Source organism: Nocardiopsis prasina DSM 43845, from assembly GCF_000341265.1.
GTDB lineage: Bacteria > Actinomycetota > Actinomycetes > Streptosporangiales > Streptosporangiaceae > Nocardiopsis > Nocardiopsis prasina.
Window position 1 is genome coordinate 15,884 of record NZ_ANAE01000208.1, and the last position, 22,454, is coordinate 38,337.

General features: G+C 68.0%; 11 protein-coding genes and 2 pseudogenes. 5 read left to right on the forward strand and 8 right to left on the reverse strand.

Annotated elements, in window-relative coordinates; genetic code table 11:
* Nucleotides 1-586: 586 nt before the first annotated feature.
* Nucleotides 587-7,018 (reverse strand): RHS repeat-associated core domain-containing protein, encoded by a 6,432-nt coding sequence (locus D452_RS0125545; protein ID WP_017546974.1) that lies wholly within the window; start codon nucleotides 7,016-7,018, stop codon nucleotides 587-589.
* A 76-nt stretch (nucleotides 7,019-7,094) separates the two neighbouring features.
* Nucleotides 7,095-10,570: pseudogene (locus D452_RS32005) on the reverse strand (LamG-like jellyroll fold domain-containing protein).
* Nucleotides 10,571-10,992: 422 nt separating this feature from the next.
* Here D452_RS32005 and D452_RS28995 point away from each other — a divergent pair.
* Nucleotides 10,993-12,722: pseudogene (locus D452_RS28995) on the forward strand (Stealth CR1 domain-containing protein).
* A 169-nt stretch (nucleotides 12,723-12,891) separates the two neighbouring features.
* On the opposite strand, the gene D452_RS0125560 reads toward D452_RS28995, so the two are convergent.
* On the reverse strand, nucleotides 12,892-13,314 hold the full coding sequence (locus D452_RS0125560) for a VOC family protein (protein WP_017546976.1): 423 nt from the start codon (nucleotides 13,312-13,314) through the stop codon (nucleotides 12,892-12,894).
* A gap of 111 nt (nucleotides 13,315-13,425) precedes the next feature.
* Between D452_RS0125560 and D452_RS0125565 the strand changes: the two genes are divergently transcribed.
* Complete coding sequence (locus D452_RS0125565; RefSeq protein ID WP_026129681.1) at nucleotides 13,426-14,412, forward strand: helix-turn-helix transcriptional regulator; 987 nt, start codon at nucleotides 13,426-13,428, stop codon at nucleotides 14,410-14,412.
* Between the two features lie 5 nt (nucleotides 14,413-14,417).
* Here the strand turns inward: D452_RS0125565 and D452_RS0125570 are convergent, their stop codons facing one another.
* On the reverse strand, nucleotides 14,418-14,984 hold the full coding sequence (locus D452_RS0125570; RefSeq protein ID WP_017546978.1) for a YdeI/OmpD-associated family protein: 567 nt from the start codon (nucleotides 14,982-14,984) through the stop codon (nucleotides 14,418-14,420).
* Between the two features lie 191 nt (nucleotides 14,985-15,175).
* Nucleotides 15,176-16,339, reverse strand: coding sequence for a TetR family transcriptional regulator (locus D452_RS31050; protein ID WP_017546979.1), 1,164 nt, complete (start codon nucleotides 16,337-16,339; stop codon nucleotides 15,176-15,178).
* A gap of 159 nt (nucleotides 16,340-16,498) precedes the next feature.
* On the opposite strand from D452_RS31050, the gene D452_RS0125580 reads away from it, so the two are divergent.
* The 3 genes from D452_RS0125580 to D452_RS0125590 are packed head-to-tail and all read left to right on the forward strand — an operon-like array spanning nucleotide 16,499 to nucleotide 19,010.
* Entirely contained in the window at nucleotides 16,499-17,746 is a 1,248-nt protein-coding gene (locus D452_RS0125580; protein ID WP_017546980.1) for an MFS transporter, read from the forward strand.
* Complete coding sequence (locus tag D452_RS0125585; protein WP_017546981.1) at nucleotides 17,743-18,729, forward strand: LLM class flavin-dependent oxidoreductase; 987 nt, start codon at nucleotides 17,743-17,745, stop codon at nucleotides 18,727-18,729. The genes D452_RS0125580 and D452_RS0125585 overlap by 4 nt, the downstream gene beginning before the upstream one ends.
* A 29-nt stretch (nucleotides 18,730-18,758) precedes the next feature.
* Complete coding sequence (locus D452_RS0125590) at nucleotides 18,759-19,010, forward strand: TetR/AcrR family transcriptional regulator (RefSeq protein WP_017546982.1); 252 nt, start codon at nucleotides 18,759-18,761, stop codon at nucleotides 19,008-19,010.
* 87 nt (nucleotides 19,011-19,097) lie between these two features.
* Here the strand turns inward: D452_RS0125590 and D452_RS0125595 are convergent, their stop codons facing one another.
* From D452_RS0125595 to D452_RS0125605, 3 genes are read right to left on the reverse strand one after another with little or no spacing between them, the layout of a single operon-like run.
* Nucleotides 19,098-20,522, reverse strand: a complete 1,425-nt coding sequence (locus D452_RS0125595) for a xylulokinase (protein ID WP_017546983.1) — start codon at nucleotides 20,520-20,522, stop codon at nucleotides 19,098-19,100.
* A complete protein-coding gene (locus tag D452_RS0125600) occupies nucleotides 20,519-21,235 on the reverse strand; it encodes a GntR family transcriptional regulator (RefSeq protein WP_017546984.1) in 717 nt (238 codons plus the stop codon). Before D452_RS0125600 ends, D452_RS0125595 begins: the two co-directional genes overlap by 4 nt.
* Entirely contained in the window at nucleotides 21,235-22,443 is a 1,209-nt protein-coding gene (locus tag D452_RS0125605; protein WP_017546985.1) for a CaiB/BaiF CoA transferase family protein, read from the reverse strand. Before D452_RS0125605 ends, D452_RS0125600 begins: the two co-directional genes overlap by 1 nt.
* Nucleotides 22,444-22,454: the final 11 nt, after the last annotated feature.

A 22,454-nucleotide genomic window follows, 5' to 3' on the forward strand; every position in this document is an offset into this window, starting at 1 on the left:
AAGAAAATTTCCTTCGCCTCGCGAACAGAAACCCCCTCCCCCCGGGCACGTCTACGCAATCTTACTACGAGAGCCCCCAGACCTCCGAGGCCAGGGAACAGCCTCACGTAAAAAATTTCCGAAAGACGCCAGATTCCATACTCAACGAAAATCTTTCTCAATATTTCATTTCCCATATCGTCACATCAGTTCAGCACCAAGGCTACTAGTGGGTTAGCCACCGTCCGGACTCCCCACCAAACTTCCTTCTCGCTGAGTACCGCGGCACTCTCGCGCCGTTGCCAGGCGGGTGCGGCAAGGTCGCGGGCATTGGCATTGCACCACCCAAGGCAAGCATGCCGCACCCGTATTCGGACCATTGGCGCTGGTGAACTGGCGCAGTGCCCCGAAGCACGCCTCGATCAGGACGGCCCACGAGGCATAGGCAGGAGTGAGACACAACTCGACCTTGTGTCGACGCGCCCAGGAACAGAAGCGTAGGGTCTAGTCGGTGGACATCTCGTCCCTGATCACGCAGGCCAGAGCTCCCTCGGGCTGTGCGACCTGGATCAATATTGAACGCTGCCACACGCTTCCGGTCCACCCACTAGGCAGCCCAGCTCCACCCTGGATCCTCGACAGCCCTCGCGCCTGTGACAAAATCATGCGCACCTCCAATCATTCCTGCAGTGCCCTGCACCACACTGTCGTAGTACCTACTCGATGATATATCTCCCCTGAGAGAATTATATCGACTTCTCACCGCCTGGCTATTCGGCTTCCTTTTTGACGATTTATAGGAGAAGAAATCTGCAGCATTACTCCTAATGGAGGACCTGGCCAAGAATCTTGAACCCTTGCCAATTCCAAACGGCAAGGCCCCTGCTATATCCCAAATACCATCCACATTTTTTTGGCCAGAACTAAACAACTTCGAAATCCCAACACCGGCACCTAGGGCAAATCCGACCCACTGCAATCCTGGAATAAAGCTCATCGCAAACGCTGCATCACCAGCAATATTCCACCAGTTCAGACCATCGTCGGTCGTGTATCTGCTTGAAACCCAACCGCCGACCGCGCTTCGAGTCTCGTTCATCCAGCTCGCGTCGTTCTTGGCCTGGGTCTGAGGGTCGACCGTCGCGCTTGCACCCGTAAAAGGATTTCTAGGAGTAGGAGAGGGCTTGTGTGGACGCGCCCCTGAGAAGGTGGGCCTGTAGCTTCCCCCAGTGATCCGATGGAACTTTTGAGTTGCCCTCTTCAAAGCCTTCGGGTTGTTCTGATGCACGTACTGCTGGTTCCACAGCCACTTGTCATGGTGCCAGCTCGGCTGAGCAGGAGCTTGTTTTCGACCAGGCGAGCCAACCAGCAGCAGTCCGTCAGGATCAGTGAAGCTCATAGGACTGTTGTTGGCGTAGGCGTATCCGTGCATCTGCTGACCGTCAGCCAGGTCCATCAACGGATCGACGGAGATGAACCGGCCCAGGTCCGCCTCGTAGGCGCGGGCTCCGAGCTGGGTCAGTCCCGTGGAGGCATCGATCATCCCATCGACGAAGCCCCGCTCGCCAGGCCAGCTACCGGTCGTTCCGCGGTCCTGGCCGAACACCGTCATCCTGCGTTGAGCGACCTCGTTCGAGTTGGCGTCGATGCTCATCTGGCCGGTGTCGTGGTGGTCCGACACGATCCAGTGCAGGCGACCACTATTCTCCCGGACCGCGACAGTCTCGCCAGCATGCGTGAAGTAGCGGGTCGCTTCCTCGGTCCCCTCGGCCGGGTCCCAGGTGACCTCCATGCCCGGCAGGTACAGGGTGGTGACCCCGTTGGCCCGACGCAGGAGACGTTCACCATCGGCGTCGTACACGTACTCGGTCTCAGAAAGGTCGCCCGTGACCTTGGTCAGCTCTCCCTCGGGTCCCCATTCGAGGGTCTGGTCGTGCTCGCCACTCTTACGGGAGACCATGTTGCCGGCCTCGTCGTAGTCGTAGAAGTGAGCAGTGCTTCCCCCACTGCCGCTCTCGTCGACCTGAGTGACAGCATGAGCGGGGCCCTGACCGTCCTCGGGCGAGGTGTAGTCGCGGGTGACTCCACCACCGGGACCGTGCTGGACCTCCTGGACCCGGTTGCCGATGGCGTCGTAGGTGAACTCGTGCCAGTACGGGGCGGTACCGCCCAGCTCCGTCACCTCGGGTTCGGCGTCGCAGGCTTCCTTGCCGACGGCGTCCGGGGTCCAGACCTGGTTCAGGCGGCGCAGGTGGTCGTAGTCAAAGCACTGCACGTCGCTGGCGCGATCAGGGTCAGTCGGCTCGTCGTTGATCGAGAGCAGGTTTCCTCGGGCGTCGTAGCCATAGGTCTGGGTCGACAGTGAACCCTGCCCCTGTTGGGGGACGACACTGGCCAGAGCCAACCTGTTGGTCTTCTCGTCGAAGTCGAAGCTCTGCCAGGTGCGGCTGGCCCCCAGTACTCCGCGGTGGAGCTCTCGCTGGACGAGATTGCCGACCTTGGAGTAGACGGTCTCGGTGACGATGCGGTCGCCACCCGAGAGGGTGGTGGGGTTACCCAGGTTGTCGTAGCCGTAGGTCACGGGTTCGGCGCGCAAGGCTCCGGCAGCCGGCATGTCCGTGGATCGAACACTGCCATCGGGGTTGTAGAAGGTGCGGAACAGGTAGTTGCCTGCGAGCTCTCCCTCGCTGGCGGGGATGTTGATCTGGTGGGCTCGTGGCCGGTTCACCCGGTCGTAGCCCATCACCCTGGTGGTGAAGGCCTGTCCGTCCTCGTAGCGCGTCGAAGTGGCGGGAAGACCGACTGCCACTGAGTCGAAGGTCCACTCAGCCCGTAGGTCGCCGCCGCCGTCGCGCAGTTCGATCTGGCGGCCCAGCTCGTCGTAGACGGTCTTCAGGCTCTGGCCACGGGCGTCGGTCGTCTCGACCAGCCGGTCGAGTTCGTCGTAGACCATCTGGCTCACCCCGGTGTCGGGGTCGGTCTCGGTCACCTTGCGGCCGCGCAGGTCGTACTCGTAGGTCCAGGTGTTGTCGCCCGGGTCGGTGACCGTCCTCAACTCGGAACGCGCGGTGTAGGTGTAGAAGGTCGAGTCGAACTCACCCTCCGCCGCGGGACCGTGGTGCTTGCGCAGTTCCACGGTGTTGCCACGCGCGTCGGTGATGGCGGTGGTACCGGTGCCGCCCTCGGGTTCGGTCACCAGGGTGCGGTCACCCTGGTGTTCGGTGGTGGTGCGGAACTGCTCCACCCCTCGCGACATGTGGACGGCGTCGGTGGCCCTGTCCGCGCCGTCGTACACGGTGTGTGTCCAGCGGGGGATCTCGTCGTGGTTGTTGACCGTGAGTAGTTCCCCGTCCGGCTCCTCCGTGTTGAAGTAGGGCTCGCGGGAGATGACCGTGTTGCCACGGCTGTCGTGGAAGACGTCGGTCAGGACCCGACCTCCGCCAGGGGCCGGAGCCTGGCTCTGGCGCTCGCGGAGCATCCCGTCGAGGATCTGGTAGCTGGTGGTGTAGCGACCTGCGGGGTTCAGCGTGTGTGTGGTGACGACCGTGGGTTTGTCCTTGGACAGGTCGTACTCGAACCTCATGGACGGCGTGAAGTTACGGTCTCTGGGCCGGTCGGCCAGCCACACGTCGGTCATACGTCCCAGCGGGTCGTAGGCCAGTTCGGTGCGGTTGCCGTTGGCGTCGATCTCCGCAATCGGTTGGGAGCGCTCGTCGTACTCCACGGTGCTCTTGTGACCGAGGGTGTTGGTCGTCTCCACCTTCGAGTCAGGGCCACCGGCGACCTTGGAGGTGTAGGCGGTCGTCGTGGTGTTCCCCTTGGCGTCGGTCACCTCCAGAGCACGTCCGAACGTGTCGAAGGTGGTCTCGGTGATGGTCTGGTAGACCGGTTCGCCGTCCTCGTAGTCGGCCACCCGCTGCGTCTCGGTGGGGCGTGCCTTGGTGGGGGCATCGCCGAAGGCACCACCGTCGTGGAGGGTGCGGGTGTCGCTGACCACGTCGTCGGGGTAGGAGACGTCCTGACCACAGGCCGCGGTCACGGTCTGGGTTCGCGCGACCGGGTCGAGCAGGTGCAGGCCGGTGTTGCGCGCGTAGGTGGTGGTGGTGCACCAGTCGTCGTCGGTCACGGCCACGTCGCCCTGGTCGTGGACCGAGGCGATCATGCCGTGGTCGTCGAAGGTGTTGACCGTACGGGTCTGGCGGAAGGATCCGTCTTCCAGAGCCGTGTAGGCGTCCACCTGTTTGGTGTTGGTCAGGTGTGCTTCCAGCGTCCAGCTGTGGGAGGTGGAGGCGGTGCGCTTCTTCCAGGGAGTACTGATGGTCTTGGAGACCACCTCACCTCCGACCCCGTTCCGGACGATGCTCTCGCGAAGTTGCCCGTTGAACACCGGGTCGTCGTCCACGCTGGTCCCGGTGGAGTCGGTGACCCGAACCGTTCTCTTGCCGCTGGGCAGGTGGTCACCGTTCATGCCCTGGTAGTAGAGGTGCTCGACCTCGGTCCGAGTCTCGTCGGGATGGCCGGTGCGTTCGATCACGCGGTCGAACCCGCGCCACTGGGACCACGTTCGGTGGTCCTTGTCCACGAAACCGTCGTCGTCCATGTACGCCCACGCGGGTGTGCCCACGTAGTCGTAGCTGGTGATCACGTCGGGCTGCCCGCCCACGAGGTCCACCTCGACCAGGTCGGTCACCACGTACTTGGCGAACCAGTCCGTGATGTCGTCGGCTCCGGGGCGGTGGGTGCGCACGACGGGAAAGCAGCGCTTGGTGTTCTCGTGGGCCTTGGGTTCCTTGCCCGCCTCACAGTCGGAGTCCGCGTAGGACACGTCCACCTGGGCTCCGGTCTCGGTGTGGATGGCGGTGATCCGCCACTTGTTCATCGGGGCCAGGCCGTCGGTGGTGGAATCGACGCGGTTGGGCATCGGCGTGCCGGTGAAGGTGATGGCCGGTTTGGTCTCCGTCCCTTCGCCGGTGTGACCGGTGTGGGTGATGGAGTCCAGCCACAGGGCGGGGTCGGTGCCGTCACCGGGAGCAGGGAAGGAGTGCTTGAACTCCCAGCTGTCGACGGTGGTGTACTCGGTCCCGTCGTGCAGCTGGGTGGTGATCTTGTTCAGCTTCTTGGTGGTCCAGAACGTCGGGGAGTGCTTCCCCGCGCAGTCCTTGTCACACTCCTGGTCCAGGGGGGTGTCCGGCCAGTACTTGGCGTTGGACTCCTTGCGATCCGCGACCTTGCAGCCGAAGTCAGTGTCCACACAGCGCTCTCCGACACCGTAGAGCACCTGGGCCGGGGCGGTGGCCTGGAGGTCGTCCTTGTGCAGCCCGTAGGCGGTGCGCTTGAGGTAGCCGCCTCGGTCGTACTTGACCGGGTCCGACTTGAAGTTGAGTCCGTAGTTGTTGGTCTCTGCCTGGTAGTAGTGGGCCAGCGCGTTGCCCTGGAGGTCCACGACGTAGTCCAGGTTCCAGCGCCACGCCTGATCGCACCACGCGTCGCCCAGGTTGGACTTGTGGCAGGGTTCGCCGGCGTCGTTACCGAAGACCGGGACGGTCCAGGCCGAGTTGGTCTCCTCGTCGCCGGAGGAGTGCCCGGGCAGGCGGTTGAGGCCGAAGTGGTACTGGGTGCCGTCGACGGTGGTGACCCTCCAGTGCTCTCCGTCGTTGTCGGCGTTGGTGGCCCCGGTCAGGCGTTCGATCTTGGAACCGTCGTCGTTCTTGGGCGTCCACTCGCCGTCGTCGTAGACCAGCTCGGTGGAGCGCCCGCCCAGGTTCAGGGTGGCGTTGTGATGGGACCAGCACTGGTCCGGGATGTCGGTGTCGTCGTCCTGGCAGGTCTGGTAGCGGCGTTCGATGTAACCGGGGTGGTAGTCGAAGCCCTCACCGATCCAGGAGGTCTGGTTGTTGGTGCCGGAGGTACGGCCGTCCACGGACTGGGAAGAGTAGCCCAGGCTGATCTCCGGCTGGAGACCACCCGCGACGTTGGGCGCTTGAACGGGGTAGTTCCAGGAGAACCCACCCGACTGGGTACCGACGTTCCAGGTGGAGGAGGGGCTCAGCGAGGTGGCGGTGTAGTCACCGGTCCCCTCCTCACTGTCGGCGGCGGCCACGGCAGCCACAAGGATTCCACTGCCGGTCGCGGGGACCAGGGCATGCAGTGTCCGGACGTCGGTGTCGTTGTCAGCGCCCAGTTCGTGGGTCGTCCAGCAGCCCTCGTCGTCATCGCACTCGGTGAGCGCGACCAGGTCCAGCCGGGAGCCGTAGTCGGCTCCGAAGGCCGAGGAGAAGCCCGAGTAGTCGACCTCCACCCGGACCGGTCCAGCATCGTCGCCACCGTCGGTTCGCGTGACTCGAAGTGCGAGACCGGAGAGCCCCAACTCAGCGACCTCGGCACGGTCCAGGACCTCCACCTGAGCCGAGGTCACCGGGCCTTCCGGCTCCTCCACCTCCTGCTGCTCTTCGAGCTCAGGGGCGGGTTCGGTCTCGGGGTCCGGCTCCGCGTCGGTGTCGAGTTCCGTGTCCGGATCTGAGGCCTCCGGGCCAGCGGAGACCGGTTCCTCAGCCTCCTCTTCAGGGTGGGAGTCAGCGTCGTCGGAACCCTCCGGCAGCGGCTCCGCCGGTGTTCGGCGCTCGTTCGCTCCCTCGGCCTCGTCCTCCTCCCGGTCTTCGACCACCTTCGGCAGCGGCGAGACCCAGGACTCGAACTCCTCGGCATCGACACCGCCCACCCAGACGGTTTCGTCACCGGCAGTAAGAGCCTGAGGCGCGGTCTCCCCTTCGTCGAAGCCCAGGAGACCCGGTTCGGGCCACTCGGCCTCCGCCAGCGCCTCGACCGCAGCGTCACTCATGGTCGTGTCGTTGGGGATCGCGGCCGGTTCCGCGACGTGGCCGTCCACCGACTCCCCCAGGTCCACGTCCGGGCGGGTGTTGTAGGCCAGGGCGGAGGCGGGCAACGCGGAGACCAATCCGGTCACCAGCAACAGTGAGACGAGGGAGACGAGCGGTTTGCGGCCGCGTCGAGAGACGGGGGGCTGGGGGATGTCAGACACAGGGGGTTCCTCCCGCCCGGCAGGTGTGCCTGCCGGGCAGCTCAAGGGGCTCAGGGGACGAAGGGAAGACAGGGCGTCAGGGGACCGGCAGGTATCCCGCCATCACGTCGTGGATATCGGCTGCGGTCAGGACCCCCTGGTAGAGGTGGACATCGCTGAGGTCCCCCGCCCATGGGTCGAAGAACTCCTTCTCGAACTGAGCTCCGCCGATCATCACCGGCCCGTTCGCCTGCCATGCCCGAGGAACCTCGATCGGGTCCTGGGCCACTCCGTCCACGTACAGGGTCGCCTGGGCGAGCGTGTGGTCGTAGGTGGCCGCCAGGTGGGTCCACTGACCGAACTCGGCACTGCGGTCGGAGAGGGATCGGTGCCAGCCGCTGGCCCCGGACCGGTCCTCTGGCGGCAGCTTCATCACCCAGCTGTCGTGATCGAAGGTGTGCTGATAGCTGAGGTAGAACGCGCTGTGTACCGCGCCGTTCTGGGCCACCGCGGTGGAGTTGTGGCCCACCTCGTCCAGACGCACCCAGGCCGCGACACTGTAACTGCGGTCCGTACGCACCGCCGGGGCATCGGTGTGCAGGTGTTCCTCGCCCGCCACGTCCAAACTGACTCCGGGGGCGAAGGTGACCTCGTTCATCGCCTGGTTCCACGCGGTGAGCGGGTCCGCCTCCAAAGTGGCGTCCAGGCCATGGTCGGAGGAGTCGGTCGCAAGCGTGCCCTCGGTCTCGTCCAGGCGCCAGCGCCCTTCCAGAGCAGTGGGTCGGTTCGCCAGGTCCCACACCTCGGAACGGGCTTCCTCGGTTTCGATGAAGGGCTCGTCGAAAACGACCCGGTCCCAGACTCGAACGTCGTCGATACCACCGCGCCAGTGCTCGGAGTCGTTCGTGGAGGAGCGGGCGCCACCGACCATCAAGGGGCCCTCAGCCTGCCACGGGGTCTCCAGGGTCGCGGTGTCCTTCTGCCGCACACCGTCGACGTAGAGCACGAGTTCTCCGTCGGCCGGGTCGAAGGTACCGAGCAGGTGGGTCCACACGCCGGTCTGGGCGGGCTCGTCCGACAGGGCCCGAGACCAGCCGCTGGCCCCGGTCTCGTCGGAGGGGGCCATCTTCAGTACCCACCGGTCATGGCCCAGGGTCTGTTGATAACCCAGATAGAATCCACTGTTCTCCAGTCCGGCCTGGGCAACGGCACTACGGTTGCGGTCCTTGTCGTCCATGCGCACCCACGCCGAGACGGAGAACGCTTCGCTGGTGTCCACCACGGGCTCGTCGGTGACCAGCCGGGAGTTCTCTCCGTCGATGTCGATCGCCGCGCCTTCCAGGCGCTGGGTCTCACCGTTACTGGGACCCACACGGCCTCTCACCCATTCGAGGTCACCCGTGGCCTCCAGGGTGCGGTCTGCATTCGAGGCGTCCGCGGCCACTGTGCCCTCTCCCTCGTCCAAGGGAACGTACGAGACGGGTTCCCCGGGTGGGGCGACGGTGAACGTGTACGCCAGTCCGCATTCGGAGGAGTTGCCGTAGGCGTCGGTGATGCGGGCGTGGATCAGGTTGGGGCCGTCCCTGCGCGGGGTGATCGGCAGGGTCACGGACGCGCCCTGTTCGTCGAGGTCGACCTTGGTCGAACAGCTGGCGTCGTTGACGCTGTAGTGATACGAGGTGGCCGCATCCACGCCGTTGTTGGCGAACGTGAACTCACCCGTGCGTCCAACGGAACCATGGGGCTCGTCACCGGCCGGGTAGTCGGTGGAGGTCACCTCGGGTCCGGAGTCGGGTTTGGTGGTGTCGACCTCGATGAAGCACCAAGACGACCACGGACCCCAGTTGGAGCGGTCATGGCCACGCACCCGGTAAGCGATGAGCTCTCGCTCAGGAAGGTCACGGGCGGTCACCGGACGGTAGCTGCCTCCGGACCACTTGCCCACGGTCACATAGGCCGAGTCAGCGGCACCGACGCGACCGTCCACCCCGTCGAGTTTCCACTCGAACTGCGACTTGACCTGCTGGCCCACCCAGTAGGAGTCACGGTCACGGATCTGGGCGTTGAACCTGACCTCGGTGTTGTTGATCATCCGGGGCGCGGATCGGTCGGTCTGGCAGGTACCCCCAGGGAGTCGGAGATGGTGGAGGTCACCGGCTTCTCCGGCGGGTGGTTGTAGTTCACCACGAGCACCGGGGGCTTCTTCTTGGTGTTGACGCGCCGCCAGGCGGTCGTGCCCCTCTCGTCGCGTTCCTTGAGCCTGAGCCGGATGTGGGAGGCGTTGTTGTTGACTCCCCACCGGTAGGCGTTGGTGGCGTCGAACTCCACTCCGCTGCTCTTGGGACAGGTCGCCCAGCCGCCCTTGACGTTCTGGGTGTCCTGGAGGGTGCGGGTGGTGGGCTGGTTGTTCCAGGTGGTCTTGTTGGTGAAGGCGTCGGTGCGGTGCAGTTGGATGTGGGCGTTGCTGGTGCAGTCCCATCCCCACTCGATCTCGGTCCGTAGCGTGGCCGAGTTGATGATGGTGTTGGGGTGGTTCGTCCTGGCCATCACGGTGAACTGGAAGAACGCGCGCCGAGTGTAGGTCCGGTCCCACTCGACCCTGCCGATGCCCACGTCGTCGACCTTGGGGTTGTAGTAGGCCTGGCCGGGGAACGCGGAGTCGACGTAGGCCCAGTTGGGGCGGCTGGCGCTCACGGAGGGGTCGATGTAGACGGGGAACTCGGTGGCCTCGTCCACCAGCATCCCCTGGTCCGGGAGGAGCCGGATGCTGTCGACCTCGACCGAGGTCGGGACCATTTGCACGCGTGCGCCCGAGGGCGCGGACACCGTGGGGTCCTCGCTCTCGTGGCCCGCGCCCGTGGAGTCCCACATGGCCGGGGCCTGTGCGGAGAACACACTCTGGCCGCCTGCGTCGCCCACAGCGTCGAGGTTGCCGTGCTCGTCCGCTGTCATGGTCACGCCGGTGGTACGCAGCGGGAGCGCGATCTCGGCCAGATCGGGAAGTTGGGCGGCTTCGGGGGTGTGGACGACCAGGACCTGGCTGAAGCCCTCGACACCGGCGGTCAGGACGAGGTCCACGTCGGGAAGGACGTCGGTGTAGGTGGCCTGCTCCCCGTCCAGGGCGGGCTCGGGGAGGTCGTTGATCCAGCCCAGTGCGGCGGTGTTGGATCCGATGCCGATGTGGGCCATCGCGTCGTCTCCGCCGCCGGAAAAGGCGATGTCCATGCCCGCGGCCCGTGGACGCACCGCGCCGTCCTCAGCCATGACCAGGGTCGTGTCCACCTCCACCCAGCCCCCGTCGGAGCGCACTCGCTGGGGGATCGTGGAGATCTCAGCGGTGAGTGAGCCGTCGGGGTTGGCGAAATGCTGGGTCTTCTCGTCGGTCAGCCCGGGGATCTCGACCGGTTCGCCCGTCTGCTCCGCCAAAGCCAGCGCGTCGAACTCCTGTTGCTCCTCGGAACTGGCGGGGTCCGGTGATTGCGGCTGCGCCGCCACAGGAGGCGCGATGGTCAGGGTGAGGAGCAGAGCAGTGGCGGTCGAGACCGCCGTCGCACGGGTCCAGGGGCGACGCATGGGATTGCCGTTCGTGTCAAGGGGATGTGAGAACCCGGGAACAGCCCTCGCACCTGGGATCAAGGCAGGACTTTAACCAGCGCTTACATCAATCCACAATCACCCAAATCTCCCGCCCCACACATCTGGAACCGGGAACCACCCTTGACGTGCACTTCCTTGAAGGTGTCCACATTCGGCCACGTCAACGCGTAAACCAACCACCGAGCACGCGAACGGAAACCGCCCCTCTCCTCTTGACCTTGCCAGCGACACACCTGGTCAGAGCATCCTGACGGAACGTAGGAGACGAAACCGTCTCGATGCCAGAAGCAGACAAAGGACCACCCGATAACCCGTTTTCGTGCTGATCTCAGACGGAACCCGGTTCCGCCGCGTTCCACGTCCACGAGCGCGCAGCACACACAGGAGGGTCGAGGTCCATGCCCCTGGCATCTCGTATCAAGAGCACCGCTGAACGTTTCCTGCCACAGGCAACCCGTGAACGCCTGGAGACCGAACGCCAGGACGCCGCCGCTCGTGTGGCCGAGGAACGCCGTCTGGCCAAGATCTCCAAGCGCCGCGAAGCACTTCTCATGAACGATTCAACGGTGCGGGCCTTCTCCTTGGGCGATGGAGAGTTCCTGGGCCGAACCGTGGAGCGGTTCACCGCCGCAGGTGCTTCGGCTCGCAACCTGGAACTGGTGACCGCTGCCCTCGAACACGCAGGGGTCGACTACTTCCTGGTGCGGGGACGGTCACCGTTGCGCCATGTGGTGGGGTGCACCGGTCCGAGCGTAAGAGGGTCCTGGACGCCATGCGTGAGCTGTACGGCAACAGCCCCTTGTTCGCGATCAAACCGGGCAGTGGTGGCATCGTCAGCGCCTTTTCTGCTTACGTGGATGGAGCCTTGGCCGAGGAGGTCAAGTCGGGACCGATCATCCGCTTCACCGAACCCCTGCTCTCCCCCGGTGGTCAGGTGATGGCCGGGTTCGAGTACGGCTGCGACGTGCAGTTCTGGCGAGACGGGGAGACGCTGCTGGAGCGGGACAACCTCGAGGAGTTGCTGGGACGGTTGCGTGTGCAGCCACCGGCCGAGGTGTTGGCCGACTCCCTGGTCGCCCCCACCCGTAACAGGATCGCGGACGTGCTTCCCGCTTCCCAGCGCAAACCCGCCACGCTGACGGTGAACGGGCGGGAGCACCCCACGTTCGAGCCGTTCACCTGGAAACTCGCCGACGACGTCGACTTCCCGATCGACGTGGTCTACACGTGGGTGGACGGCGAGGACCCCGAGCACGCCACCAAGCGGGCGCGCCACCAGCCGGAGTCGGCTTCCGCCCATGAGCAGGCTTCCAACGCCTCACGCTTCACCAGCCGTGACGAGCTGCGTTACTCGCTGAGGTCGCTGGAGGCCTACACGCCGTTCGTCCGCAACGTGTACCTGGTCACTGACGGTCAGATTCCCGCCTGGTTGCACACCGAAGCCCCTGGCATCAGCGTGGTCGACCACCGCGACATCCTGCCCGCCGAGGCACTGCCGACCTTCAACTCCCACGCGATCGAGTCACGACTGCACCACATCCCCGGCTTGGCCGAGCACTGGCTCTACCTCAACGACGACGTGTTCCTGGCCCGCCCGGTGCGGGCTGGTCAGTTCTTCCATGCGAACGGGATCGCCCAGGTTCCGTTCTCTCCTTTCCAGTTCGGTACCGGTGACCCGGTGGCGGGCGAGCCCGCTCCGAACTCGGCGGGGAAGAACGTGCGTGCGCTCCTGGAGCGGGACTTCGGCCGGGCCATCACGAACAAGTTCAAGCACGCTCCGCACCCGCAGGTCCTGGAGATGGAAGAGCGCTACCGCGAGGAACTGGAACGCACCGCTCGATCCCGATTCCGCTCCCTGTCGGACGTGGCCTTCACCGCCACACTGCACCACCACTACGCGGTGTTGACCGGGCGGGCGGTTCCGGGTGAGTACCGGATGCGGTACGTGAACTTCGGGCTCCCGGACGCGGCCGAACGGCTGGAGGCGTTGCAGTCCGCTGAGGTGGACTTCTTCTGCCTCAACGACGTCGACACTCCGGACGAAGCCCAGGAAGCGGTGGCTCTGATGGTTCACGGGTTCTTGGAACCCCGATTCCCGTTCCCCTCCCGCTACGAGAAGAGCTCCTGACCGGACGGTCCCTCGCGGCCTCTTCCGGCAACCGAGCCATGGCGGGTTGGCTCCTGGGCTGCTTCCGGAACCGTTGCGAGGCCACTTGCCGCAGGGGCGTGGCCGGAGTGGGCCTCTCGAATGGCCGCCGCGACCGGGGCGGGCGCGGCGGCCTTCGGGGCCAGGTGGATCAGCCGACGGGGTATTCGACGGCGATGTCCAGCACCCAGGTGATGCCGAAGCGGTCGGTGAGCTGGCCGTAGAGCGGCGCCCAGGCCGAGGGGCCGATCGGCTGCCTCACCTCGGCTCCTTCGACGAGCTTGTCCCAGTAGCCCTGGAGTTCGGCGGGGTCGGAGCCGCGCAGGGAGACGAAGAACGGGTCCTTGCCCTGGTCCCACTCCAGGTTCGGGTAGGCGTCGTAGGCCATGACGCGGAATCCGTTGTCCGCGACGACCTGTCCGAAAGTGACGTGGTCGGCGGTCTCCGGGGCGGTGTTCCCCATGTCGGCGTAGCTGGCGATGGTCAGCTCACCGCCGAACACGGACTGGTAGAACTCCAGAGCTTGGCGGGCGTTGCCGCGAAAGTTCAGGTGCGGGGTGACGTTGACGGTCATGACCAAGGCTCCTTGTTCTTGGGAAGAGCCGGACGGGCTCTGCCGGGTACAAGGCAAGACTCGCGGTAGTAGCGGTCATATCCCGGCCGCTTCTCGCGCAGAATGGACGCCATGGCCACGTCACCCTCGCGGATGTTGAAGCTGCTGTCGTTGTTGCAGACCAGGCGGGACTGGCCTGGGCGGGTTCTCGCGGAGCGCCTGGACGTCAGTGATCGCACTCTGCGTCGGGACGTCGACCACCTGCGCGAACTCGGCTACCGGATCATCGCGGTCAAGGGTCCCGACGGCGGTTACCGGCTCGACGCGGGTTCGGAGCTGCCGCCGCTGCTGTTCGACGACGACCAGGCGGTCGCACTCGCGACCGCCCTGCAGGTCGCCGCTGTCTCGGGGGCCACGGCGAGCGAAGCCGCTCTGCGGGCGCTGACGACCGTCCGGCAGGTGATGCCGTCACGGCTGCGGTACCGGATCGATCGTCTGACGTTCACGACGCTTCCCGGTGACACCTCCTCACCGGTGGATCCGGACGTTCTCGTCGCGGTGAGTACGGCGGTCAGGGAGTGCGCGGTCCTGCGATTCGACTACGTGTCGGTGGGGAGTGATCCGACGGGCGATCCCTCGCGGCAGCGGGTCGAACCGCATCATGTCGTGTTCGGGGGCGGACGCTGGTATCTCGTCGGCTGGAGCCTGGACCGGGAGGCCTGGCGTGTGTTCCGGCTCGACCGCATGACACCCGGCATCCCCACGGGTCCGCGTTTCACTCCGCGCGAGGTGCCCGGTGGAGACGCCGGTGACTTCCTCGCGGGCAGGTTGAAGGGCTCCGACGCCGGGAACGCCTGGCCCTGCACCGGCGAGGTGGTCCTGGAACTGCCCGTGCGGAAGGTGACTCCGTTCGTTCACGATGGAATCGTCGAGGAACTCGGGCCGGGCCGGTGCCGACTGATCGTCGGTTCCTGGTCCTGGGTGGCCCTCGCCGCCTCAATCGGCCGGTTCGAAGCCGCCGTCTCCGAGGTCTCGCCCCGCGAGCTGGCCGACGCCTTCGGCGAGCTCGCACGCCGTTTCGCTGACGCCGCTGAGCGGGGTCCGAGCGAACCCGCTTAGCCGTGTCACTCCTCTGGCACGTGGGACCGCAGCCGTTGGACCAGGGTGGCGATTCGCCGTTCCCGCAGTTCCGGGGCGGCGGTGACGATCTGGAGGAGCAGGGGGTACCGCTCGGCTGCGGTCAGGCTCGCAAATCGTGACTCCGCGGTGGGCGATGCTCTCAGGGCCTCAGTGAGGTCGGCGGGCGCCTCGATGGTCGCCGACCCGGGGTAGGCGCGTTCCCAGCGGCCGTCGCTTCGGGCCCTGTCGATCTCCGCCTGCCCCCGTGGCCGCATGCGTCCCTGTGCGGTCAGTTCCCGGGCGATCCCGACGTTGCGCAGCGACCAGGTCGACCTGTTCCGTCTCGGGGTGAACCGCTGAAGGAACGTGCTGGCGTCCCGTCTCTCCTTCCGGCCGTCGATCCAGCCGCCGCACAAGGCTTCCTCGAGTGCCTGGGCATAGGTGAGGGACGTGGGTGAGGACGTTCCCTTCTTCGCCAGCACAAGCCAGACACCGTCCGAGACGTCCTCGTTCGTGTCGAGCCATGCCCGCCATGCTGCCGCGTCGGAGACCAACAGGGGTTCTTCGTCCATGGACCCACTCTCACGTGAGCTCCGGTCGGATCGTGTCCGCTACTCGGTGAGATTCCGAGAACGACCTCGGGGTTCTCACCCCCGGCACGGGCACGTCGGCGCGAGCATCCCGGATACGAACCTCCTCCGTTCGGGTGGTCGGTGGCACTGCAATCCCGACACACGTGTCGGTATTGGAGTGCGTCGCGCCCTCAGGGCAGGTCGGCGATCTCCCGCAGTCGTGAACGCAGCCGTGCGGCCATGTCGACCTCTCCGGGTGCGAGCAGCCACTGGACCTGGAGGCCGTCCATGAGCGCGACCAGCTCGAACTCCAGGCCCTCGGCGGTGACACCGGGGCGCAGCAGGCCACGCCGTCCCAGGTCGGCCAGGGCCCGCGACACGTCGTGGCGAAGGTCGGCGTAGCGGCGGCGGAAGTAGGCGTGCGCCGGGTGGGCGGGATCGCAGGCCTCGGTGGACAGCACCGCGAACAGGGAGACGATGCCGGGCTGGGCCTGGTTGTGTTCCACCACGCGTGTCAGGCGGTGGAAGTAGTCGGCCCCGTCGGCGGGGTCGTGCCCGTCGAAGAACAGCTCGCCGTTGATCCGGTCGCGTTCGGTCAGCACCGCCTCCAGCAGGGCTTCCTTGGTGGGGAAGTGGTGCAGCAGCCCGGCACGGGAGACCCCGCAGGCCGCGGCCAGGCCCGCCATGGTGGCCCGGTGGTAGCCCACGGTGCCGAAGACGGTCAGGGCGGTCCGCACGATCTCCGCGCGGCGGCGCCGCCCCTTGACGTAGCCGCCCGTGTCGGCTTCGGGAGGCGCTTCGCCGACGGGATGGAGTGCGCCGGCTGACATGCGGGTGACGGCCTCGCGGATCTCGGCGAGGCCCCTGGGAGCGGCGTCCAGGGCGCTGTGGATGGTCAGCCCCTCGACCAGGGCGTCCATCAGGCTCGCGGTGAGCGGGTCGAAGTGGTTCTCCAGGGCGGCGCGGCTGCGGCCCATCCACTCCACGGTGATGTCGCGGAAGGAGGGGTCGCGTGCGGCCAGGGTGTACAGCTCGTGAGTGAGCACCAGTTCGCGTGGCGAGGAGAAGGTGTCGTCGGCGATGATCGCCACCACCGCGTCCACGGCCCGGGGCCGGTCGCGCGCGGCGCGCAACCGCTCCTCGAACCGGTTGCTCACGCTGTGGGCGAAGCGGCTCAGGCCCTCGCGCAGCAGCTCGTCCATACCGGTGAAGTGGTAGGTCATCGACCCCAGCGGCACGTCGGCGGCCTGGGCGATCCGACGGTGGGAGGCCCCGGCCACCCCGACCTCGACGATGACGTCCAGGCAGGCGTCGATGATGCGGTCCCGGCGGTCGGGGTCGTGGCGACGGGACACTCGGGCACCTTTCGGGTCGAGGGGCCTGCTCATGCCGGGCGGTCGGCGGAGCGGTCCTGGGAAGACCGTACCCCGGCCCTCCGAACCGCTGCCGGGAAGGGGAAGTCGGCGGGCACGAGCGCCTTCCTCACACCTCCTGAGATGTGTACGATCGTACTCATGATCGTTCACGAGACCACCGGCCCCACAGTGCGGGACCGTCGGGCGCGGGTGGCCGTGGGGGCGTTGTTCTTCACCAACGGCGCCCTGTTCGCCAACCTCATCCCCCGCTATCCGCAGATCAAGGCCGACCTGGAACTGGGCGAGGCCGCCTACGGACTCGCCGTCGCGGCCTTCCCCGCCGGGGCGATCGCCGCCGGGCTGGGCGCGGCCGTGCTCATCCGCCGGTTCGGGTCGGCCCGGGTGGCGGTGCTGGGCACCGTGGCCACGGGAGCGGGCACCTGGGCGGCCGCCTTCGCTCCGAGCCTGTGGGTGTTCGCCGCCGCCCTGTTGGCGGCCGGGGCGATGGACTCCCTCACCGATGTGGGCCAGAACGCCCACGGGCTGCGGGTGCAGCGCCGCTACGGGCGCTCCATCCTCAACAACTTCCACGCCGTCTGGTCCATCGGCGCGGTCACCGGGGGAACGATGGCGGCCGCAGCCATCGCCTGGGAGGTCCCGCGCCAGGTGCATCTGGGACTGAGCGCGGTGCTCTTCTCGGCCGTGGCGCTGTGGGCGCTGCGCTGGTGCCTGCCCGGACCCGACAACGGAGCCGAGGGGAACGGTGCGGCCGCGCCGACCGAGATCGCCGACCAGGCCGTCGACGCGGCTCGCAGGCGCCTGTGGGTGGTCTGGGTCCTGGTCGCTCTGGTCCTGCTGGCCATCTCCGGCAGTATCGTCGAGGACGCGGGCAGCACATGGGCCGCCGTCTATCTGTCGGGATCGCTGGGCGCACCGGCCGCCGTGGCAGCGACCGGGTTCATCGCCATGGTCGGCGCCCAGTTCGTGGGACGGATGATCGGCGACCGGTGCGTGGACCTGTTCGGCCAGCGCGCGGTGGCACGCGTCGGCGGGGCCCTCACCGCCGTTGGCATGGGCCTGGCCCTGGCCTTTCCCACCGTGCCGGGCACCCTCGTCGGTCTGGCCGTCGCGGGCCTGGGCATGGCCACCCTGATCCCCGCGGCCATGCACGCGGCCGACCAGACTCCGGGTCTGCGCCCGGGGACAGGGCTGACGGTGGTCTCCTGGCTGATGCGTCTGGGCTTCCTGCTGTCCCCGCCCCTGGTGGGCCTGGTGGCCGAGGCGACCAGCGTCCGGCTGGGCCTGACGCTGGTCCCGGTCGCGGGACTCGCCGCCATCGCCCTGGCCGGAGTCCTGTCCGGCCGGACGAGCAGGTTTTCGAGACCGACCACCCAGGAGGCATCGTGAACACCGCACCCGCCCCGCGCCGCGTCGGCGCCATGCTCCCCCGCGACCTGGCCTCGGACCAGGTCCTCGACTTCGCCCGCCGAGCCGAGACGCTGGGCTTCGACGAACTGTGGGTCGTGGAGGACCTGGGGTTTCGCGGCGGCGTCGCCCAGGCCGGTGCGGTGCTCGCCTCGACCTCACGGATCAGGGTGGGGATCGGCATCCTGCCCGCCGGAGCGCGCAACGCGGCCTTCGCCGCCATGGAGATCGCCACCCTGGCGCAGCTCTTCCCCGGACGGCTCACCGTCGGCATCGGTCACGGCATGCGCGACTGGATGGAGCAGGTGGGTGCACGTCCCGCCAGCCCGCTCACCCTGATCCAGGAGTACGCCACCGCCCTGCGCACCCTGCTGCTGGGGCACCCCGGCCCGGCCCCGGGCCGCTACGTCCACGTCCAGAACGTGCTCCTGGACCAGCCACCCGCCCAGGTGCCCCCGCTGGTGTTGGGGGTGCGCGGGCCCAGGTCACTGGCGGTCGCCGGAAGGGTCGCCGACGGCGTCCTCCTCGCGGAGCCCGCCAACCCCGCCTACATCCGCGCGGCCCTGGCCCAGGCCCGCTCCGAGGTGTCCGGCCACGCACCGATGGTCATCACCTACGACGCCGCCGCCGTGGACACGGACCCCGAGGCCGCTCTGGAGCGGGTGCGTCCCGCGCTCGCGTCGGTGGGCGACAGGGACTGGGCCCCGCACATCACTCCCCTGCCCTTCGCCGAAGGGCTGATCGCGCACCGCGCCGCGTGTTCCGGGCCCGAGGAGTTCGCCGCGACCCTGCCCCGGGCCTGGGTGGAGGAGCTGTCCCTGGCCGGAACCCCCGAGGGGGTCCGCGCCGGTATCGCCGCCCGGCACGACGCGGGCGCCCACACGGTCGTGCTCGCCCCCGCCGGCCCTGACCCCAGTGCGGAGCTGGACCGACTGGGTCGGGTCCTGGAGCACCGGCGGCGGTGAGTGGGGACCCGGCGGGGACGGATGCGGCGATGTCGGCCCGGCAGAGCATCCTCACGGTGAGCGCCCGTCACCCGGCCCTGGTCGGATACCGGGGGTTGTCGCTCCACCAGGTCGTGCGCGAACTCGACGTCACCGCGCCCGCGATCTACCACCACTTCCCCGGTGGCAAGGAGGAACTGGTCGTGGCCGCCCCGAACCACCGTCTGGAGGGGGTTCACCGCGCACTGGTGAGGGGTGGGTCCCCTGGCGTCCACACAACGGTCATCGTCGGAGTCGCGTGATGACGGGAACGGCCCGTGCCGAGGCCGCGCTCACGCACGGAACCCGCGCGGGTGGCGACGAATCCGCCGCCACCCGCCGAACAGGCCCTACACGGCGCCGGAGCAGGACTCCCGCGCGGCGGTCCACCGTGCGAACACCTCGTCGTAGCGAAGAGCGCGCCGCGCGTCGGGCGTCACCTCGCCGAACGTCAGGCCCAGCCGCTCACGTGCGCCGTCCAGGTCACGGACCTCGCCGATCCCGACCAGTGCCAGCGCGGCGGAGCCGAGCAGGGTGACGTCAGGGTCGCTGGCCACGTGCACGACCCGCCCGAGGACGTCCGCACGCAACTGCGCCACCTGGGCCGACCTGGCCGATCCGCCCGCGAACAGCAGCGGCAGTTCGCGGTCGGGGTCCAGGACGTCGGCACCCTCCCGCACGGTGAAGCTGGCGCCCTCCTGTGCCGCGCGCAGGATCTCTGCGGGACCGTGCTCCAGGCTCTGGCCGGTGATCGACCCCCGCGTGGCGGGGCGCCAGCGCGGGAAGCGCTCACCGGAGAGCCCGGGGAAGACGAACAGGTCACGGCTACCCGGTGCGACCGCGCTCAGGCTCTCCTCGTCGGCGGCCCCCACGAGCGATCGCCACCGGGCCACCGCTCCCCCGGTCATCCCGGTCGCCCCTCCCGCCGTCCACCTGCCGGGCACCACGGCGGGGTTGACCACGGCCCCGTGCGGAGCCCGGGCGGGGTCGTGGACCAGGCGGGCCATCACATCGGTCGTGCCCGCCACGTCCGCGATCCCCGAGGGGTCGTCGCCCAGGAGCAGACCGATGCCGACCGAACCGTCGGGCCCGCCGCACACGACCGGGGTGCCCTCCGGCAGCCCGGTGCGGTGCGCGCCGTCACGGCGCAGTTCGCCGACCACGGCGGTCGGTTCGACCTGGGGCGCGAACCAGTTCTCAGGGATCCCGAGGGAGCGCAGTACCTCCCGTTGCCAGGTCCGGTCGCCCACGTCGGAGGCCAGTGTGTAGGCGGCGTCCACGGTGTCCCAGGCCGTGTGGCCGGTCAGGCGGGCCACGAGGAAGTCCTTGGGGCTCAGCAGCGAGCGGACGCGTTCACCTGCCCCGGACTCCGCCAGGGCCAGGGCGAGGGCGACCGCCCCGCCTGTGAGGGCGGGGCGTCGCGCCGCGGTGAGCAGTGCCGTCCGGGACTCCTCCGGCGCGCGGTGCAGCAGGTCCAGTCCACGGGTGTCGGACCAGCCGCCCCCGGGCAGCACCGGCTCCAGGCGGGCGTCCACCGCGACCGTGCCGATGTGCGCGGACACGCACAACGCGCGGGGGCGTGGCTCCACGGCCAGTTCGCGCAGGGAGGTGGCGACGTCGGCGAGGAGCTCGTCGGCGTCGAAGAGGTCGCCCGCGCCCGAGGTACGGGCGACCCGCACGGAGCGCAGGAGCCGACCGGACAGCCCGAACAGGCCGGACCGCACGGCGGAGGTGCCGACGTCGACGGCGACGACGGCGGGTTCGCGGCCGCTCATTCCGCGTCGATCCTGAGCAGCAGCGGGAACTCCGGGAGCGTCCAGCTGTTCGTGAACTCTATGGCGCGCTCGGCGTCGGAGTAGGTGACGCGCAGCGAGTGCAGCACCGCCCCTCCCTCCTTCGCCGACAACAGCTCCGCCTCGGCCTTGTCCAGCAGCGCGGCCGTCATGGTCTGGTTCGCCCAGCGCAGCTTCAGGCCGTACCGCTCCGTCAGGGTCCGGTAGAGGGAACCGTCCACCAACGGCTCCCGCGCCAGGCCGGGAGCGACGGCGTAGGGAACCCAGGCGTCCTGGACCGCGGCGGCGACCCCGTCCACCAGACGGAGGCGCCTGATCCGGTTCACCGCGCCGTCGACCTCAAGTCCGAGCCCCTCGGCGACCTCCTCCGGAGCCTTCTCCTCGGTGGCCGCGAGGATCTGGCTGGAGACGGCCTCGTCGGCGCCCGCGAGTTCCTCGGCGAACGAGCGCAGCCGGTTGAGGCGCCGCCCGCGTCGGGGGTTCTCGCGTACGAACGTCCCGCTCCCGCGCTTGCGGGTCACCAGTTCGTCGGCGAGGAGCAGGTCCAGGGCCTGTCGCACGGTCATGCGGCTCACCTGGTAGCGGCGGGCGAGTTCGGGCTCGCTCTCCAGCTTCGCACCGGACTCCAGGGCCCCTGAGGTGATCTGGGCGAAGAGGTCGTCGTAGATCACCTGGTAACGGGCGCTTCTCGTCATCAGATGACGCCCTCTTCGCGGAGCTGTCGGATCTCCCCGTCACCCAGCCTCAGGATGGTCCCGTACACGTACTCGTTGTCCTCTCCGACCCGCGGGGGTGCCTTGCGCACCGAGGGGGGTGACTTCTCCATGTGAATGGGGTTGTTCGGCATGCGGATGGTTCCCAGGGAAGGGTGCTCGGCCTCGACAATCATGCCACGCGCGGCCAGTTGCGGTGAGGCGGCGGCCTCGCGGACGCTGGCGACGTTGGCGTAGGGAACACCGGCGTCGTCGAGGCGCCCGGCGATCTCCTCCCGGGTGAGCCCGCCCGCCCACTCCTGGATCGTCTCCTCCAGGGCCTCCTGGTCGGCCATCCTGCCCTCCACTGCGGCGTACCGGGGGTCGGCGGCCAGGTCGTCGCGGTCCATCACCGCGCACAGCTTCGGGAACAGCGATGCCGTACCGGCCTGGATGTAGATCGGGCCGTCCGCCGCCTCGTACACGTTGACCGGAGCGGTCAGCAGGTCCCGTGAACCGGAACGGGGCATCTCCAGCCCGAGCATGAGCTCCGCGATCAGGCGGGTGCCCAGCGCGGAGAACATCGTGTCGTAGCTGGCGACGTCGACCAGCTGCCCTTCGCCGGTGCGTTCGCGGTGCGCCAGGGCGGCGAGCGCGCCGATCGCCCCCTGGTAACCGGTCGTGTAGTCGGCGATGTACGTGCCGCTGAGCGTGGGCCGCCCGCCCGGCTCACCGGTCATGCTCATCAGACCGGAGGAGGCCTGCGAGATGGCGTCGAACAGGGCCCGGCGCGAGTCCGGCCCGGTCTGCCCGAAGCCGGAGATCGACACGAGGATGACGGACTCGTTGAGTTCCTTCATGCGCTCGTACCCCAGCCCCATCTTCTCCAGGGTGCCGGGCCGGTAGTTCTCGACGACGACGTCCGCCCAACGCACCAGGTCCTCCAGGATCCGCCGGGCGCGGGGGTGGCGGGTGTCGAGGGTCGCGGCCTGCTTGTTCCGGTGGTACAGGAACATGTAGATGCTCTCGCCCTGCCAGTACGGACCGTGGTGCCGGGAGTCCTCGCCGCCGGGGCGCTCGACCTTGACCACCTCGGCTCCGAAGTCGCCGAGGATCTGGGCGCACAGCGGACCCGCGATGAAGCGTGACAGGTCCAGGACCTTCACTCCGTCGAGCGGCCCCGGGCCCTTCCCGCTGCCTTGCTGTTCCATGTCGTCTCTCC

Coding starts and splice junctions, on each gene's coding strand:
- D452_RS0125570 (WP_017546978.1), bottom strand. CDS start 14,984: ATGGACGAAGAACCCCTGTTGGTCTCCGACGCGGCAGCATGGCGGGCA.
- D452_RS0125565 (WP_026129681.1), top strand. CDS start 13,426: ATGGCCACGTCACCCTCGCGGATGTTGAAGCTGCTGTCGTTGTTGCAG.
- D452_RS0125605 (WP_017546985.1), bottom strand. CDS start 22,443: ATGGAACAGCAAGGCAGCGGGAAGGGCCCGGGGCCGCTCGACGGAGTG.
- D452_RS0125600 (WP_017546984.1), bottom strand. CDS start 21,235: ATGACGAGAAGCGCCCGTTACCAGGTGATCTACGACGACCTCTTCGCC.
- D452_RS0125595 (WP_017546983.1), bottom strand. CDS start 20,522: ATGAGCGGCCGCGAACCCGCCGTCGTCGCCGTCGACGTCGGCACCTCC.
- D452_RS0125560 (WP_017546976.1), bottom strand. CDS start 13,314: ATGACCGTCAACGTCACCCCGCACCTGAACTTTCGCGGCAACGCCCGC.
- D452_RS0125580 (WP_017546980.1), top strand. CDS start 16,499: ATGATCGTTCACGAGACCACCGGCCCCACAGTGCGGGACCGTCGGGCG.
- D452_RS0125590 (WP_017546982.1), top strand. CDS start 18,759: ATGTCGGCCCGGCAGAGCATCCTCACGGTGAGCGCCCGTCACCCGGCC.